Genomic DNA, 17,306 nt, shown 5'->3' with positions numbered 1-17,306 from the left:
TGTCGGCAACGCTCAGGCGGTCAGGTTGCGCAACAACGGCACTACTTCCGCCCCCACATGTATCGCTTCTTCCAAATGTGGAAATCCCGACAGGATAAAACTGTCCACTCCCAACTGGTGATACTCCTCGATCCGCTCCGCCACTCGGGCATAACTGCCCACCAGCGCGGTACCCGCACCGCCACGGACCAACCCCACACCGGCCCACAGGTTGGCCGACACTTCCAGCTCTCGGGCGCCACGGCCACGGCCTTGCATCAGCTGGGTCTGGCGGTTCTGGCCTACCGATTCGTAAGCCGCCATCTGCCGCTGTGCCTGATCGATGGCGTCCTTGGGGATTTCTTGCAGCAGGCGTTCTACGTGGGCCCACGCGGCGTCATCGGTGGGGGCGGCGAACACGTGCAGGCGCAGGCCGAAGCGCAAGGTGCGGCCCTGGGCGGCCGCCAGGTCGCGCATGCGGTGGATGCGCTCGGCGATCATCGCCGGCGGTTCGCACCACATCAGGTAGGTTTGCCCATGGGCCGCGCCCACACGTTCGGCGGCTTCGGAGGCGCCGCCGAAGTAGATCGGCGGTGCCTCGGCGCCCGGTGCAATCGGCGTATGGAGCGCGCTGCGGTAGTAGCGGCCCGGATGGGGCGGCGGTTGCCCGGCCCACACGGCCTGGAACATCTGCAGGAATTCAGCCGTGCGTGCATAGCGCTCGTCATGTTCCAGGAAATCTCCCAGGGAGCGTTGTTCAAAGCGGCTGGAGCCGGTCACCACATGCAGGGCCAGGCGGTTCTCGCTGAGCAGCTGCAAAGTGGCCGCACGGTGTGCGGTGTAGGCCGGCAACTCGGTGCCAGGCCGCAGGGTGAGCAGAAACCTCAGGCGGCGTACTTCCTGGGCCAGCACGGCGGTGATCAGCCACGGGTCCTCGAAGCCGCTGGCGGTGGGCACCATGATGCCGTCGAAACCGGCCTGTTCGGTGGCCCGCACGATCTGGCGCAGGTAGTCCAGGGTGGGCGCGCGTTCGCCTTGCTGGAACAACCCGACCTTGGGCAAGCCGCTGCTGGTGAGGTGGCGACCGTCGCCATTGGTGGGCAGGAACCAGTCGAGCTGGATCGGTGGGCGTGCGTCTGTGCTCATGCTACGGGCGCTCCTTGCGCAAGAGGGGCAGTACCTGTTCGCCAAACCGCAGCACATCGCCCACGGCCGGCCCGCCTTCGAGGATCAGCTGGTTCAAGCCCAGCCCGTGCAGTTCCTGCAGGCGCGTGGCGATCTGCTGCGGTGTGCCCACCAGGATCAGCGGTTGCCCCGGCGCGCGTTGCAGCAGGTTCGGGTGCACCTCCCATTGGCGCAGCGGGTGGCGCGCGCGGGGCAGGGTGGCGAGCAGTTCGTCCGGGACGTCCGCCACGGGCAACAACGCGGCGGCGGTCTCCCAGGCCAGGTCTTCGCTGTCGCCCAGGATCAGGCCGAAGGTGCAGGCGAAACCCAGTGCTGGTTGAATCGCCCGCCAGCGCTGGATCTCCTTGGCGAGGGCCTTGGGAGCGCCAGGGGCGAGCAGGCAGGTCTGGGCGTGGGCGCTCACCAGGCTGTGGCTCTGGCTGTCGTCGAGGATCAGGCCTGGGGCGGGCAGTTCGCGACGGGCGACGCCGGCGTTTTCCAGTTGGAAATAGCGGCCCTGGTAATCCAGGCCCGCATCATCGGGCGCCAGCAACTGCTGCAGGATCTCCAGGTACTCGCCGATGCGCTCGCTGCGCTGGTCACGGTTGAGCCATTCGCCAAAGGCGCTGCGTTCGCTGTTGGGCAGGTGCAACTGCACCCGGTGGCCGCTGATCGATTGCAGGCTTTGCAAGGTCGTGGCCAGCGCGGCGGGCAGCATCACCTCGGGTGGCACGCTGACCGACAAGCGCACCCGCCGCGTGTGCGCGCACAACGCCGCCGCCACGCCCAGGCTGTCAGCGCACAGTGCACCACCGGGAATCCACAGGCCATCGAGGCCGGCGTATTCCACGGCTTGGGCCAGTTGAATCCATTGCCCCGGCCGCGCCGCCCAGTCGGGGGTACACAGGGGCATCAGCCAGCTGAATTCGAGGGGCATGCATAAGCTCCGTCAGTCATCGTCTTTTCCAACCCAAGGCCGGGGCGATGTCCCGGGCAATCGTTTCCAGGCGCTTGAGGATCTGCGCCTGGGTCGAGCTTTCCGCCTGGACCACGGCGATCACGTAATCAGCATAAGGCAGCAGGGCAGGATCCTGTTGCAAGCTTTCGATCACTTCATCGGGATGGCCGTGGTGCACATTCATCAGGCGCAAATGGGCCTGCAGGTCCACCGCCTCATCGATCAGGCCTTCACGTTGCAGGCGCGGGATATGCCGCTCGATGTCCACCGCCAGTTCGGCCTGGGCGTCGGCGCGGCTGGACGCCGGGAAAATCGCACGGACCACGCCGATACGTGGCGCGCGGTCCGTGCGCGACCACGCCTGCAAGTAAGCCTCGGCCAGTGGTTTTTGCACGGTGAGTGGGTCGTGGGTCGCGGTGCCCAGCAGCAGGCCATTACCTTGTCGGGCCGTGTAGACCGCACCGTCGGTGCTGCCATGGGAATGCCACAGTCGCTCCCCCAGGCGAGGCGCGGGAGGTTGCAGGGTCAATTCACCGGCGAGCGGCTGGCCGGCCAGCAGGTGCTGCAAGCGTTGCTGATGCTCGGCAAATTCCACTTGGCGCTGGGTGGGGTCACGGTCAAACGCACTGAAGTTATCCAGGTTCGCGCCGCCGCTGCCCAGGCCCAATTGCACTCGGCCGCGACTCAATGCGTCGAGCACGCTGGCGTCTTCGGCCAGGCGGATCGGGTCCTCAAATGGCAGCACAATCACCCCGGTGCCCAGTTCGATCCGCTGGGTACGCTCGGCCACCGCCGCCAGCAGCACCAGTGGTGACGGCAGCCGACCAAAGCCGTTGTTCAGGTGGTGCTGGGCGATCCAGCCGCCGTCGAAGCCCAGCGCCTCGGCGACTTCGAATTGTTCGATCAGGTCGCGGTAGACCTGCTGCGGGTCGTCGCCAAAGGCGTGGCTGAGAAAGCCCAGTTTGAAGGTCATGACAGGGCTCCTGAGGGCCGGGCCGGTTGCCAGCCCAGGGCGGGGGCGATGTGTTCGCGCAGGGTTTCCAGGGCGCGGATGGCGTCGCGCAGCGGTGTGCTGACGGTCTGCACTTGCAGGATCAGGTGATCGTGGGCCGTCAATGCGGGGCCTTGCTGCAACTGCTCGACGATGCGCTCCACCGGGCCATGCAAGATGCCCAGGCGTTCGAGCGTGGTGTCGAAGTTGTCGTCAAGCGCGCCCTTGAACACGCCGATGCGTTGCTGGCGATCCACATAAGCCAGGATGTCGCGGCGCGTGGCGTCGCCGGGCGACGGGAACAGCGCCTGCACCCGCACAACGCGGGCCGGTGTGCCGTTGTCGCCGGTCCAGGCCTTGCGGTAGCGGTCCACCAGTTCCACGCCAGCGTGTGCCGGCAGGTGGGGGTTGGGGGCCATGATCAGGCCGTGGCCACGCTCCGCCACCCGTTCCACCCGTGAGGTGGCTTCCCACACGCGGTGGCTCAGGCCATTGGCCCGTGGCAGCAGGCGCGCCCCGTTATCGGCCAGTGGCGCGTTGCCCAGGGCACGGAGCAACTGTTGCAGGTGCTGCTCGTAATCCCGGTGCCTTGCCTCATGCTCGCGGCCGAAGGCCAGGAACGTCTCGGGATCAAACCCCGCGCCAAGGCCCAGCTCCAGGCGGCCGTTGCAGAGCAGGTCCAGCACCGCCGCGTCTTCGGCCAGGCGCAGCGGGGCTTCCTGGGGCAGCACGATAATCCCTGTGCCCAGGCTGATGCGCTGCGTGTGCTGGGCAATCGCGGCGAGCAACACCAGGGGCGAGGGCAGGCGCCCCTGCTCACTGGCGAAATGGTGTTGTGCGACCCAGCCACTGTCGAAGCCCAGTTCTTCGGCGACCTTGAACAGCGCCAGGGTGTCGCGGTAAACCTTGGGATCAGCGCTGGGGCTGTAGACCCGGCTGAGGAACCCCAGGGAAAAGCCAGTGCTCATGGTGTCAGCTCCCGGGTCAATTGTTTTTGCAGGGCGGGGCCGGCATTGAGGGATTCCGGCAGGCCGCTGAACGGGCTGATGGTCAGGTAGCCTTTGTTCAGCCACACCGCTTCATCATGCTGTTGTGCGGCGGTGGCAGCAGGGCTGTACTGGAACCCGATGCCAGGCTTCCCAGGCAGGTTGAACCGCTTGAGGTCGTCGGTGTACAGCGCTTCAAACCCCACGTAGCTGCCGATCCGCGTGAGTTTCACGCCCTTGGGCTGCGGCTCTTTGGGCAGGTTGATATTCAGGCCCAGGCCGGTCGGCAGCAGGGCGCCGTTGGGTTGGCGATGGCGGTCGAGGGCGTGTACCAACTTCGCCACCCACCGGGCGACGCGCTGTGGGTCTTGTTCTTTCAGGTCGGTACTCACCGCCAGCGCCGGGATGCCCGCCTGGACCGCCGCACTGGCAGCGTTGAACGTGCCCGACGCCAGGTTAATTGCGCCCAGGTTATTGCCGGGGTTGGGGCCGACGATGACCAGGTCGGGGTGGGGCAGGACTTTTTTCAGGCCCATCAGCAGTGCCATCACCGGGGTGCCGCTGATTTCGATCTGCACGGCCTTGCCGGCGCACTCAGGGCTTTGGCACACGCCGTTTTCGTGGGTGCTGATGTAGTAACTGTCAGGGTAGGCGGGGTCGCTGTCGCGGCCCACGCTGACTTCACGGCCAAAGAAGAACGCGCCGCCGCGCGCGCTCTGGTCGCTCTGCGGCGCGGCGATCCGCACGGTATGCCCCTGGGCCTTGAGCTCGGTGTACAAGGCGCGAATATTCGGGTGCTGATAACCGTCGTCATTGGTCAGCAGGATGTTCAAGGCAAAGGCTTTGCACGCGAACACACTGCCGCAGGCCAGCATCCAGGCGCTGCGTTTCATGCAGGAGCCCCCGTCGTAAAACGATTGGCGGGGCGTGGCAGGCCCAGGTTTTCACGCAAGGTGGTGCCTTCGTAGGTTTCGCGAAACAGCCCGCGCGCCTGCAACAGCGGGATCACTCGGTCCACAAACAGGTCAATGGCGCCGGGGAAATACGGGAAGAACACGTTGAAACCATCACAGGCCCGCGCCTGGAACCACGCCTCGAAGTGGTCGGCCACGTCTTCGGCCGTACCAATCACCGGGTTGCCACCGGCCAGGCGCAGGTACAGCTGGCGGATGCTCAGGTTTTCCTTGCGCGCCAGTTCCAGCACTTTGTCACGCCGGCTGCCGCGTTGGCCGACCGGCGTCTCGGGCAGCGGGCCGTCGAGGTCATGGCCCGACAGGTCGATGTCATCGCCCAGGGTGTCCGCCAGCAGGCGCAGGCCCAGCACCGGGTCGATCAGCGCCTGGAATTCTTCGAAGAGTGCCTGGGCCTGTTCACGGGTGTCGGCGATGAAGGGGGTGATGCCCGGCAGGATCTTGATGTGGTCCGGGTCGCGGCCGAAGGCGGCGGCGCGTTGTTTGATGTCCTGGTAAAACGCCTGGGCGCTCTCTACGTCATGGGCATGGGCAAAGATCAGCTCGGCCACTCGGGCCGCGAGGTTCTTACCCGGTTCCGATGCACCGGCCTGCACCAGCACCGGGTGGCCCTGGGGCGAGCGCGCCACGTTGAGCGGGCCACGCACCGAGAAATGCTCGCCGCGATGGTTGAGGGTGTGCAATTTGCCGGGGTCGAAATACTCGCCACTGGCTTTGTCGCGGGTGAAGGCGTCGTCGTCCCAACTGTCCCACAGGTCCTTGACCACATCATGGAATTCTTCGGCGCGCTGGTAGCGGTCGCCGTGGTCCACATGGTTTTCACGGCCGAAATTCCACGCTTCATCCGAGACCACCGAGGTCACCAGGTTCCAGGCCGCGCGGCCCTTGGACAGGTGGTCGAGGGACGCGAATTTGCGCGCGATGTGGTAGGGCTCGTTGTAAGTGGTGGTGGCCGTAGCGATCAGGCCGATGTGCCGGGTGACGGCGGCCAGGGCCGACATCAGGGTCAGGGGCTCGAAATGCTCGGCGCGCGCCGTGCGGCTCAAGGCATCGTGATGATGCCCCCACAGCGCGACCACATCGGCGATGAACAACGCATCGAACTTGCCGCGCTCGGCGGTCTGGGCGATGTGCTTGAAGTGCTCGAAATCCAGGCTGGCATCCGCCTGGGCCAAGGGGTGGCGCCAGGCAGCGACATGGTGGCCGCTGTTGGCGAGAAACGCCCCCAGCTTGAGTTGATCGGTGCGGCGGGTCATGAGCAGGTCCTATTCAAGTCAGGCACGGGGCTGGCGAACCAGCCCCGTGCGCCGGGTCAGAAGTTGTAGGTCACGCCGGTGTACCAGTAGCCGCCGGTGGTGCCGTAGGGCGAGAAGTTGCCGTAGGGGAAACCGCCTGAGCTGCTGGCCAGGTCGGTGCGTTCCGGGTACTTGTTGAACAGGTTGTTGGCGCCGGCATTCAGGGTGACGGCCTTGGTCAGGTGGTAGTCGATGTTCAGGTCGGTGATCCACGCCGGCGAGAAGGTGCGGTCGTAGATCTCGGCGGTGCCGTACTGGGTGTACTCGCCGTAGCGCGTCAGGTTGAGGGCCACTTCCAGTTTGTCGTAGGTCCAGGTGGTGCCCAGCAGCAACTTGGATTGCGGCAGGCCGTACTTGAGGTTGCCCTGGCGCTGGCGATCATAGCCGCCATCCGGGCCGAGTGCCTGTGCGGCAACGGCGGAGGCGTGGATGTCGTCGATCTGGGTGGTGTTCCAGTTGAAGCCCGCCGAGTACTTCAGGCTGCCCCAGGCACCGATGTCCTGGCGGTAGTCGCCGACCAGGTCGACGCCACGGGTGGTGGTGTCCAAGGCGTTGGTGAAGTAGGTGACGGCCTGGTTCGGGTTGAGCCCGGCAGCTGCGAGGATCGCGTTGATCTGTGCGGTGCCGCCAAGGTAGCCGGTCTGGGCGATGCGGTCCTTGATCTTGATCTGGTACGCATCCAGGGTGATGTTGGTGGCATCGGTGGGTTGCAGGGTGAAGCCGACGCTGAAGTTGGTGGATTTTTCCGGCTTGAGCTTGCTCGCGCCCAAGGCCTTGGCCACGTCGGAGTCGACCGCCACGTTGCGGTAGTCGAACAGTTGGCCGTTGACGCTGGTCTGCGAGGTGGCGCTGTAGATCTGCTGGGCCAGGGACGGCGCACGGAAGCCCGTGCTGACGGTGCCGCGCACGGCCAGGATCGGAGTCAACTGGTAACGGGTGGAGAACTTGCCATTGGTGGTGGTGCCGGAGCCGTCGTTGTAATGCTCGTAGCGACCGGCCAGGTCCACGTGCCACTTGTCGGTGAAGTCCTGCCCGATTTCACCGTAGCCGGCCAGGCTGGTGCGGCTTTTCTGCGCGGCATCGGCCGGGGTGGTGCCGGCGCCGGAAATGGTGCCGGGTGGGATCAGGGCGCCGTTGGCGCCGGTGCTGAACGGCCCGCTGGCGTAGGAGGCGAGGTCGCCCTTGCCGATCTTGTAGTCCTCGTAGCGTTGTTCCAGGCCCCAGGAAATCTGGGTCGGCTTGTACAAGCCGAGGTCAAAGGCGCGGGTCAGGTCGAGGTTGTTGGTCCACTGGCTGAAGGTTTTCACGCCGGTGTCCACCGAGGTCGGCGACGTCGGGCCGTAGCTCAGGTTGTAGGTGTCGGTGAGCGTGGCGCGGGCGTGGTCCTGGCCGAAGGTGCTGGACAGGTCGTAGTCCCAGCCGGCGGCCTTGCCTTTGCCGCCGAACGCGACCTGGAAGTCTTCCTCGATGAACCGCAGGTTGTCTTCGATGCCTTCCGGGTACGGCGTCTGGATACCGTTGAAACTCGACGGCTGGTGGAAGGCCAGGGGTTTTTCCGAGTTGCGGTGGGTGTAGGTCGAGAACGAATACAGGGTCAGCGCGTCATCCACCGGCAGCTCGGCGTTGTAGCCCAGGCTGAAGTTTTTCGCCTCGGGCAGGCCGGTGCCGTAGTAGGTGTGTCGCTGGCTGGTGTTGCCGGCGGAGTCGGTGTACGGCGCATTGTCGGAGCGATCGGAGACGTTTTGCTTCTTCGCGTCCAGGGCCAGGTTGATAAAGCCGTCGTTGGGCAGGGCCAGGCCAACGTTGCCGGTCTGGCGCACGGTTTCGCCGTCACCGTTTTCATAGTTCTGGCCGTAGCTGGTGGACAGGCTGCCACCGTGGTCGGTCTGCTTGAGCACCACGTTGACCACGCCGCCGATCGCGTCCGAGCCGTACTGGGCCGAGGCGCCGTCGCGCAGCACTTCGACGTGATCCACCAGGGCGGTGGGGATCATGTCGAGGTCCACCGGCTGCGAGCCGGAGTTGAGGTAGGTGCCGTTGTTCAGCAGTGCGCTGTTGTGACGGCGCTTGCCGTTGACCAGCACCAACACCTGGTCGCCATTGAGGCCACGCAGGCTGATGGGGCGCACCACCGAGGTGGAACCGAAGCCTGACGACGCCGGCTGGTTGAGCGACGGCAGCACTTTGCTCAAGGCGCGGGTCAGGTCACCTTGCCCGGTGGCCAGCAGTTGCTTGGAAGAAATCACATCCACCGGCGCCGGGCTCTCGGCCAGGGTACGCGCCTGGCCACGGTTGCCGATCACCACCACGGTGTCCAGCGGGTTGTCGCTGGCCGGGGCGTCGGCGGCGAGGGCCAGGCTGCTGTAGCTGGCCGCCTCGCACAGGGCGATAAATAACAGGGTATGGGCGAAGGCCTTGCCGGGTCGGCTGCCGGCGGCGCGTGATGCATTCATGATGGGAAACACTCCAGTTGGTTAAGGCGTTGGGCCTTGATCGAGGTCGGCTTGTTGGGTTCAAGCTCTGGTGAGAGGCTGGAGAGCAAAGGCTGTGCCATCGTAAAAAAATGATTAAAAACAATGGCTTGTTGTGTGGTGATAGGACGCTTTGGTGTTTTTCTAACAGTGCCATCAACAGGCTGCTGATTTTCCTACAGCCCCCACCCCCCTTGTAGGAGCCGGCTTGCCGGCGATAAGAGCCACGGACCTAGCACACGCTATCGCCGGCAAGCCGGCTCCTACGGAGAACGGTGATTGGCATAGCCCTTGCTGCCTTCGGGCCAGACCTCAACCCAAGGAAGCTTTTTTTGTATGCCTAGACCCGGCCCGCGCAACGCCCTCACTGATATCCCAGGCCTCACGGTTGGCCACGCCACGGACCTGCACGTCGACACCGGCGTCACAGTGATCCGCCCCGATGGCTTCTGGACCGCCAGCATCGACATTCGCGGCGGCGGCCCAGGCGGGCGGGAAACCGCTGCACTGGAGCCGGAAAACATGGTCGGCCAACTCCACGCGCTGGTGTTCGCCGGTGGCTCGGTATTCGGCCTGGGCGCGGCGGATGCCGTGGCGGCGAAACTCTCCCAGGCGCAGGTGGGCCTGCACCTCAAGCCCGGTGCGCCGGCCATCCCCATCGTGCCCGCAGCGGTGCTGCATGACCTGGCCAACGGTGGCGACAAAGACTGGGGCCTGGAGCCGCCTTACCGACGCCTGGGCTTTGAGGCGCTGGCCAATGCCCGCGAGGATTTTGAGCTGGGTTCGGTGGGCGCCGGCCGTGGCGCCATGGCCGGGGTGTTGAAAGGCGGGCTGGGCACTGCCTCCCTGGACCTGGGCGACGGGCTGGTGGTTGCCGCCCTGGTGGTCGCCAACCCCATCGGCTCGGTGTACATGCCCGACGGCCAAACCTTCTGGGCCTGGCCCTGGGAAGTGGCGGGGGAGTTCGGTGGCCAGCGGCCGCAAGCGGAGATGGATTGCAGCGACCCGATGCCGGAGCTCTCGCGCCTCGATTCAATGGGCCGCCTGCAAGCCGGCGCCAACACCACGCTGGTGGTGGTGGCCTGCACGGCGCAATTAACCGTGGCCGAATGCAAGCGCGTGGCGATCATGGCCCAGGACGGCATCGCGCGCGCGGTGCGGCCGGCGCATTTGCCGTTTGATGGCGACACAGTGTTTGCCCTGGCCTCGGCGGCGGTGGCCTTGACCGACGGGCCACGGCGGCAAGTGGAAATCGGCCGGATTGGCGCCGCAGCGGCCGATTGTGTGGCGCGCGGGATTGCGCGCGGCGTATTTGCTGCCCGCCAACTCCTGTAGGCGCCGGCTTGCCGGCGATGGCGGTGTCTCAGCCCGCTTATCTGGCACTGATACACCGCTATCGCAGGCAAGCCAGCTCCCACATTTGGATCTCTATTTATCAGGTGGACAGTAGTTTGCTCTGGCTCTGGCTCTGGCTTTTGATCTTGATCTTAGGCGCCCCGTTAAACCACGCTGGCCGAACGCAGGCTTGAATCCGTGGGTAACCCGGCAGGACGCCGGGTTAGCCGTCCTGGGCCAAGGATGGCCCATGACGGCGGCCCACGGATTCAAGCCGGAGTGAGGGCACACCGAGCCTAGGCGAGGTGCCGAGTGGTGGGGCAAGAGCCCTTTTGGTTACTTTTGGGGCTCTTTTCCAAAAGTGACCCGCTGTAAGAGCGGAACCCATATCAGCCGTTACCCAAATAACGGATATGTACCCCGACAGACCGCCATCGCAGGCAGCCAGCTCCCACATTTTGGAACCCTGTACATCAGGTAAAGCGTGAAACCCGGGCTTGGGCATTCGCCGCCTGATCCGGCAAACCCAGCGCCTCATACACCCGCACCAAACTGCGATTGGTCGGCACATCCCACCCGTCATACCGACGCCGCAACTCCAACGCCTGCTGCGCCCCAAACCAATCCCCAGCGTTCAACCGCGCATCCAGTTCCACCTGGGAGAACAGATCACGCTGGGCATGGCTGCCACCGATTTCATTCAACCGGGGCAGGGCGAGGGCCAAGTGTTCCAGCGCACCCTGCGCATCCCCGCGTGCATGGGCCAACAGCCCGCGCGCCAATGGCAAAGTCACCTCGCCCCACACCGGCCGCGCCGCAACACTATGCTCGCGCAACGCCGCCAACAGCTCATCCGCTTCCGGCTTGCCGGCGCGTGCCAGGCCATACAGGTACTGCACACTGAGAAACGGCTGCACCACATCCCCGGTGCGTCGCTGCAGGTAAGGCGCCAACCCCTGCCAACGCTCGCCGACGTCGATGCCCGCCAGTTCCAGGCGTGCCAGCAACGACACCGCCCCCACTTGGTCTTGGGAATACTCCGGCAGGATGCCCCACACGTGCTGGTCGTAGATCTCCAGCACCCGCTGATCTTCACCCCGCGCCAGGTAGAACAGCGCCAGGTGCCACCAATTGTGGGTGTACATAAACGAGTTCAAACCGGCCCAGTGGTGGGCCACGCTTTCCAGGAATTCGGTGCCTTCCTCGATGCGCCCCTGGGTCAGCATCACATGGGCCAGGGCATGTTGCGCCCAGGGCTCAGAGGGTTGCAGGCGCAGGGCTTCGCGGGCGCTGGCTTCGGCCTCTTCGAGCAAGTGGCATTGTTCATAGGCGAAGGCCAGCAGGCCATGGCTGTGGGCGATGTCCGGCGCGCCCGCGACAGCCTTGAGGCCGATGCACAGCAACGCCGGCCAGTTGCCCCGGTTGAACTCCAGGTACTGGTTGAGCTTGGCGGCGAACAGGTCACGGGGGTAGCGGCCCAGCAGGTGTTCGCTCAGGTGCAGGACCTGGTCGAGGTCGTCGTCGATCCAGGCGCTCAAGGCGGCCAGGTACAACTGGGCGCGCGGGTGATCGCTGTTTAACGCGGCTGCGCGCTGGCGGTATTGCTCGGCCAAAGTCGGGCCTTCGGGGGACTCGATGAACATCAGCAGCAAGCCGGCGAAGGCATTGGCCAGGGCCGAGTCAGGGGCGGCGTCCGCCGTGGCGAGAATGCCTTCGGCGCGAGGCTGGTAGCCGAGGAAGCCGCCGATGAAATCGTCCAGGCCCTGGCGGGTGGACGGGTCGAGGGTGTCGATGGGGTTGCCCAGGTAATCCAGTGACATGGGGTTAAGGCTCGTGGGTTCAGATAAGGATCACAGGGCAAAGCCTGTGCCACCTGAGCACCACAACTCTACTGTGGGAGCTGGCTTGTCGAGTCGTCGCACCGCTGCGATAGCGGTGGGTCAGGGAAATATCCAGTGTCTGAAGCACCGCTATCGCAGGCAAGCCAGCTCCCACATTGGATGTGAGGCGCTGTTGCTTTTTGCACACTCGGGCAGGGCGCTGTGGTTTTTTCATCACCCAGACGGCAACCAAGACCCGCAATCGCGCCGAAAACCCCCATGGCACAGCCCTTGCAAAATCCCTCCCAGAACCTTTCCATTCGAGGAGCCTCCATGCGCCCATTCTCTTTCCGCCGTGCCCTCTCCTGCGTGGGGTTGTGCAGCGTGCTGCTGGCCGGCCAGGCCCAGGCGCAACCCCAGGAGGGCGGGGTGCTGAACCTGGTGGCCCAGCCTGAACCGCCGTCGCTGATGCACGGCGTGGTCAGCCATGTGTCCACCCAATACGTCAGCGGCAAGATCCTCCAGGGCCTGCTGACTTTCGACACGGACCTCAACCCCAAGCCGGTGCTGGCCAAATCCTGGGCTATCTCCCCGGACGGCCTCACCTACACCTTCCAACTGCAAGACAACGTGCACTGGCACGACGGCCCGGCGTTCACCGCCGACGACGTGGTGTTCAGCTTCCAGACCTTCTACCCGGAAGTGGACAAGCGCCTGGGCGGCATCATCACCGAGTACGTCGACAGCATCACCGCCACCGGCCCGCTGCAAGTGGTCTTCCACCTGAAGAAACCCTTCGCGCCGTTGCTCTCGGCCCTGGGCAGCGGCCTGCGCCCGGTGGTGCCCAAGCACCTTTACGAGAACACTGACTTTCGCAACAACCCCTACAACCTCAAGCCGGTGGGCACCGGGCCGTTCGTATTCGTGGAGTGGAAACGCGGCGCCTATATCAAGCTGGCCAAGAACCCCAACTACTGGAAAAAAGGCCTGCCGCACCTGGACGGGATTGTCTTCCACGTGATCCCCGACGGTTCCTCCCGCGCCGCAGCCTTCGAGCGCAATGACGTGCAGGTGCTGCGCAGCGGCGATGCCGACTATTCCGACCTCAAGCGCCTGGGCGCCTTGCCGAATGTGCAGTCTTCCGAGAAAGGCTGGGAGTTGTATGCCGGCCTGGCCTTCCTGCAGATCAACACGCGCAAGCCACCGCTGAACAACCCCAAGGTGCGCCAGGCGATCCTGTATGCGCTGAACCGGCAGTTTGTCGTGGACAACATCTTCTTCGGCTCGGGCAAGGTCGCCCAGGGCGAATTCGTGTCGGGCACGCCCTACCACGACCCCCAATTGCCGCAGTACGCCTATGACGTGAAAAAGGCCAAGGCGCTGATCGCCGAATCCGGCGTGGACGTGGGCGCGGTGCGTATCCGCCTGCTCAACGGCGAGAAGGGCGGTGCCTGGGAGCGCCTGGCCGAGTACACCAAGCAAGCGCTGCAGCCACTGGGCTTCAAGGTGCAGGTGGTGACGTCCGACGCCGCCACCTGGTTCCAGCGCGTGAGCGACTGGGACTTCGACCTGACCTACAACTTCATCTTCCAGATCGGCGACCCCTACCTGACCAGCGCCTACCTGTACCGCTCCGACTACATCCTCAAGACCTCGCCGTTCGCCAACGTCAGTGGCTACAACAGCCCTGAAGCCGATGCCTTGTGGACGAAAATCGCCGACACGCCCGAAGGCCCTGCGCGCACCCAGCTCTACAGCCAGCTGGAAAACCGGCTGAACACCGACCTGCCCATCGCGCCGATCTTCGAGATGCGCAACCAGACGCTGTTCCACACGCAGGTGCATAACCTGCTGCAAACCGCCACCAGCCTCAACGAAGACTACGAAAGCGTTTACCTCGACGCGCCTGCGCCATGAACGGCGTGGTGTATCTCGGCGGGCGCCTGGTCAAGGCGCTGCTGATGGTGGTGGCGGTGCTGGTGCTGAGCTTCCTGTTGATCCACCTCGCGCCGGGTGATCCGGCGTTGCTGCTGGCCGGTGAGGCAGGGGTGGACGATGTGCAATTCATCGAGCAACTGCGCCAGACCATGGGCCTGGATAAACCACTGCTGCAGCAACTGTTGATCTACCTGGGCAATGTCGCGCACCTGGACCTGGGGTACTCCTACCGCAACCAGACGGCGGTGTGGTCGCTGATCGCCGAGCGTTTGCCCGCAACGCTGGCCTTGATGGGTTCTGCGTTTGTGCTGTCGTCGCTGCTGGGGGTGACCCTGGGCGTGCTGGCGGCGCGCGCACGGCAACGGCGTCACTGGCTCGACGGGGTGATTTCACATGGGGCGCTGCTGTTGTATGCGATGCCGCCGTTCTGGCTGGCGATGCTGTTGATCCTGTTGTTTTCCGTGAGCCTGGACTGGTTGCCCGCCTTTGGCATGGAAACCGTGGGCCAGGACTTTTCACTGCTCGACCGTGTGCAGCACCTGCTGTTGCCGTGCCTGTCGTTGAGCGTGTTGTTCCTCGCCCTGTACATCCACCTGACCCGCGCCGCCGTGCTTGATGCCCTTGGCCAGGAGTACGTGCGCACGGCCCATGCCAAGGGCTTGCACCCACGGCGGATTCTGTACGTGCACGTCTTGCGCAATGCGCTGCTGCCGGTGGTCACCTTCGCCGGCCTGCAACTGGGCCAGCTGGCCAGCGGCGCCTTGCTGGTGGAAGTGGTGTATGCGTGGCCGGGCATCGGCCGCTTGATGTACGACTCCCTGGCCCAACGCGACTACGGCGTGCTGATGGGCGGGTTCCTGGTGATCTCGATGTTGGTGGTGGGCTTCAACGTGTTGACCGATGTGATTTGCCGTTACCTCGACCCGCGCATTGGCGCCGGAGGGCAGGGCTGATGGCGGTGTTCAGACGCTTTATCCGTCAACCCTCGGCGCTGGCCGGTGCGCTGTTCTTGCTGGTATTGGCGGCGCTGGCACTGGCAGCGCCGTGGCTCACCAGCAGCTCGCCGTGGGAAATGAACAGCCGGCCGATGCTGCCACCGTTTTACGACGCCGCCCACTGGCTGGGCAGCGACCTGCTGGGGCGCGACCTCGGCAGCGGCTTGCTCTACGGGGCGCGGGTGTCCCTGGCCGTGGGGGCGCTGGCCAGTTTGGCAACCCTGGTGGTGGGGCTGATCATCGGCGCCATCGCCGGTTACTTCGGCGGTTGGCTCGACGGCGTGTTGATGCGTATCGCCGAGTTTTTCCAGATCATCCCGCAACTGGTGTTGGCGGTGATCCTGGTGGCGGTGCTGGAGCCGTCGCTGGGCACCATTGTGCTGGCGATTGCCTTAGTCGCCTGGCCGGCCGTGGCGCGGTTGGTGCGCAGTGAATTCCTCACCCTGCGCCAGCGTGAATTCGTGCAGGCCGCCCGCGTGCTGGGCCAGTCGCCGCTGGGGATCATCACCCAGCAGATCCTGCCCAATGCCCTGGCGCCGCTGCTGGTGGTGATGACCTTTGTCATGGCCACCGCGATCCTCACCGAAGCCGCCCTGGCGTTCCTCGGCTTGAGTGACCCGGAAGCCATGAGCTGGGGCTACATGATCAACGCCTCCCGTGGCCTGTTGCGGGATGCCTGGTGGATGAGCTTCCTGCCGGGCCTGGCGATCGTGCTGTGTGTGCTGGCGGTGAACCGCGTAGGCGAAGGCTTGCGCGTGGCGTTTGAGCCGGGGAGGTCGCGATGACGTTATTGAAGGTTGAACACCTGCGTATCGCTTTGCCTGAGGGGGCGGATCGCAGCCATGCGCTGTACGACCTGTCACTGCAACTGCGCAGCGGTGAATGCTTGTGTGTGGTGGGCGAGTCCGGCTCGGGTAAATCCATGCTGGCCAAGGCGCTGCTGCGCCAGTTGCCGACGCCGCTGACGGTGGAAAGCGGGCGCCTGGTGTTTCGTGATGAAGACTTGGCCAACCGTGGCGAAGCCGCCATGCGCGAGCTGCGTGGGCGCGACATCAGCATGGTGTTCCAGGAGCCGATGAGCGCGCTCAACCCGTTGTTGCGGGTGGGTGAGCAGATTGATGAAACCCTGCGTGCCCATGGGGTGAAATCGGCCGGTGAGCGCCGCCAGCGGGTGGTAGACCTGCTGGGTTATGTGGGGCTGCCGGACCCCGAGCGCCTGCGTCTGGCCTATCCCTTTGAGCTGTCCGGTGGCCAGCGCCAACGGGTGGTGATCGCCATGGCCCTGGCGTTCGATCCGGCGCTGTTGATCGCCGATGAACCCACCTCGGCGCTGGACGTGACCACCCAGGCGCAGATTCTTGAGCTGCTGCGCAAGATCCAGCGGGACAAGGGCATGGCGCTGCTGTTGATCACCCATGATTTTGCCGTGGTCGAAGCGATCGCCGACCGTGTGCTGGTGCTGGAAAAGGGGCGTGTGGTGGAGCAGGGCGGCGCTCGCCAGGTGCTGGACGAACCCCGGGCGCCTTATACCCGGCAACTGCTGGCGGCAGTCTCGGCACAACCACGGGAGCCCCGTGTCGCGGTGAGTGGGGCCGTGGTGCTCAAGGCCGAACAGTTGAACAAAGTCTTCACCACCCGCGCGGGCTGGTGGGGGCGACGCATTACCCGTGCGCTGGACGCGGTGGCGTTGCAACTGCGCGAAGGCGAGACCCTGGGCATCGTCGGTGAGTCCGGCTCGGGCAAGTCCACCCTGGGGCGTTGCCTGGTACGGCTGTTACGGGCCGACAGCGGACACATCCAGTGGCTCGGCCAAGATGTGGTGGGGTTATCCGAGGGGCGTTTGCGGCCGCTGCGCAGCGAGGTGCAGATGATCTTCCAGGACCCGTTCGCCTCGCTTAATCCGCGCCAGACGGTGGGTCGCATCATCATGACCGGGCCGTTGGTGCAAGGGCGCTCCAAAGCCGATGCTGAAGCACGAGCGCGCGCCTTGCTGGAGCTGGTGGGCTTGCCAGCCACGGCGTTCGAGCGCTACCCCCATGAGTTCTCCGGGGGGCAGCGCCAGCGCATTGGCATCGCCCGCGCCTTGGCGGTGGAGCCGAAGGTGTTGATCGCCGACGAGTGCGTGTCGGCCCTCGATGCGTTGATCCAGGTGCAGATCCTGGAACTGTTGGAGTCCCTGCAACGGCGGCTGAAATTGAGCATCGTGTTCATCACCCACGACCTGCGCGTGGCGGCGCGGTTGTGTGATCGCATTGCGGTGATGCAGAACGGGCGGGTGGTGGAGCAGGGCGACACCGCTGGGCTGTTCGCTGATGCCCAACACCCCTACACCCGCGCTCTGCTGCGATGCGCAGCACCTGAGGCCAACGCCATGTCACTGTAGTGAGCGGGCTTGCCCCGCGC

Annotated in this window: 13 protein-coding genes; 5 read left to right on the top strand and 8 right to left on the bottom strand. The window is 65.1% G+C overall.

Annotated features, from left to right (window positions below; genetic code table 11):
• Positions 1-12: 12 nt before the first annotated feature.
• The 7 genes from ACVWVP_RS29980 to ACVWVP_RS29950 are packed head-to-tail and all read right to left on the bottom strand — an operon-like array spanning position 13 to position 8,797.
• Positions 13-1,125 (bottom strand): LLM class flavin-dependent oxidoreductase, encoded by a 1,113-nt coding sequence (locus ACVWVP_RS29980; RefSeq protein ID WP_457409689.1) that lies wholly within the window; start codon positions 1,123-1,125, stop codon positions 13-15.
• 1 nt (position 1,126) lies between these two features.
• Positions 1,127-2,080 carry an LLM class flavin-dependent oxidoreductase gene (locus ACVWVP_RS29975; RefSeq protein ID WP_178923185.1) on the bottom strand — a complete coding sequence of 318 codons (954 nt, stop codon included), beginning with the start codon at positions 2,078-2,080 and terminating at the stop codon, positions 1,127-1,129.
• A 16-nt stretch (positions 2,081-2,096) separates the two neighbouring features.
• Positions 2,097-3,074: an LLM class flavin-dependent oxidoreductase gene (locus tag ACVWVP_RS29970; RefSeq protein WP_457409687.1), complete on the bottom strand. Its 978-nt coding sequence runs from the start codon at positions 3,072-3,074 to the stop codon at positions 2,097-2,099.
• Positions 3,071-4,060 (bottom strand): LLM class flavin-dependent oxidoreductase, encoded by a 990-nt coding sequence (locus tag ACVWVP_RS29965; protein WP_178923189.1) that lies wholly within the window; start codon positions 4,058-4,060, stop codon positions 3,071-3,073. Before ACVWVP_RS29965 ends, ACVWVP_RS29970 begins: the two co-directional genes overlap by 4 nt.
• Entirely contained in the window at positions 4,057-4,971 is a 915-nt protein-coding gene (locus ACVWVP_RS29960; protein ID WP_457409683.1) for a 5'/3'-nucleotidase SurE, read from the bottom strand. The genes ACVWVP_RS29965 and ACVWVP_RS29960 overlap by 4 nt, the downstream gene beginning before the upstream one ends.
• A complete protein-coding gene (locus ACVWVP_RS29955; RefSeq protein WP_457409680.1) occupies positions 4,968-6,305 on the bottom strand; it encodes an LLM class flavin-dependent oxidoreductase in 1,338 nt (445 codons plus the stop codon). The genes ACVWVP_RS29960 and ACVWVP_RS29955 overlap by 4 nt, the downstream gene beginning before the upstream one ends.
• A gap of 56 nt (positions 6,306-6,361) precedes the next feature.
• Complete coding sequence (locus ACVWVP_RS29950; RefSeq protein WP_178923192.1) at positions 6,362-8,797, bottom strand: TonB-dependent receptor plug domain-containing protein; 2,436 nt, start codon at positions 8,795-8,797, stop codon at positions 6,362-6,364.
• Between the two features lie 354 nt (positions 8,798-9,151).
• Here ACVWVP_RS29950 and ACVWVP_RS29945 point away from each other — a divergent pair, with 354 nt between their 5' ends.
• A complete protein-coding gene (locus ACVWVP_RS29945; RefSeq protein ID WP_457409678.1) occupies positions 9,152-10,150 on the top strand; it encodes a P1 family peptidase in 999 nt (332 codons plus the stop codon).
• A gap of 473 nt (positions 10,151-10,623) precedes the next feature.
• Here the strand turns inward: ACVWVP_RS29945 and ACVWVP_RS29940 are convergent, their stop codons facing one another.
• A complete protein-coding gene (locus ACVWVP_RS29940; protein WP_457409676.1) occupies positions 10,624-11,970 on the bottom strand; it encodes a tetratricopeptide repeat protein in 1,347 nt (448 codons plus the stop codon).
• Between the two features lie 333 nt (positions 11,971-12,303).
• Here ACVWVP_RS29940 and ACVWVP_RS29935 point away from each other — a divergent pair, with 333 nt between their 5' ends.
• The 4 genes from ACVWVP_RS29935 to ACVWVP_RS29920 are packed head-to-tail and all read left to right on the top strand — an operon-like array spanning position 12,304 to position 17,286.
• Positions 12,304-13,887: an ABC transporter substrate-binding protein gene (locus ACVWVP_RS29935; RefSeq protein WP_259175420.1), complete on the top strand. Its 1,584-nt coding sequence runs from the start codon at positions 12,304-12,306 to the stop codon at positions 13,885-13,887.
• The gene (locus tag ACVWVP_RS29930; RefSeq protein ID WP_457409673.1) at positions 13,884-14,861 is read left to right on the top strand and encodes an ABC transporter permease; all 978 of its coding nucleotides are present in this window, start codon (positions 13,884-13,886) and stop codon (positions 14,859-14,861) included. Before ACVWVP_RS29935 ends, ACVWVP_RS29930 begins: the two co-directional genes overlap by 4 nt.
• Positions 14,861-15,688: an ABC transporter permease gene (locus ACVWVP_RS29925; protein ID WP_457409671.1), complete on the top strand. Its 828-nt coding sequence runs from the start codon at positions 14,861-14,863 to the stop codon at positions 15,686-15,688. The genes ACVWVP_RS29930 and ACVWVP_RS29925 overlap by 1 nt, the downstream gene beginning before the upstream one ends.
• On the top strand, positions 15,685-17,286 hold the full coding sequence (locus ACVWVP_RS29920; protein WP_457409669.1) for an ABC transporter ATP-binding protein: 1,602 nt from the start codon (positions 15,685-15,687) through the stop codon (positions 17,284-17,286). Before ACVWVP_RS29925 ends, ACVWVP_RS29920 begins: the two co-directional genes overlap by 4 nt.
• Positions 17,287-17,306: the final 20 nt, after the last annotated feature.

This window comes from Pseudomonas sp. TE24901, from assembly GCF_054058375.1.
The sequence above is the reverse complement of the archived record's forward strand: the minus strand, read 5'-3'. Positions and strand labels throughout refer to the sequence as shown.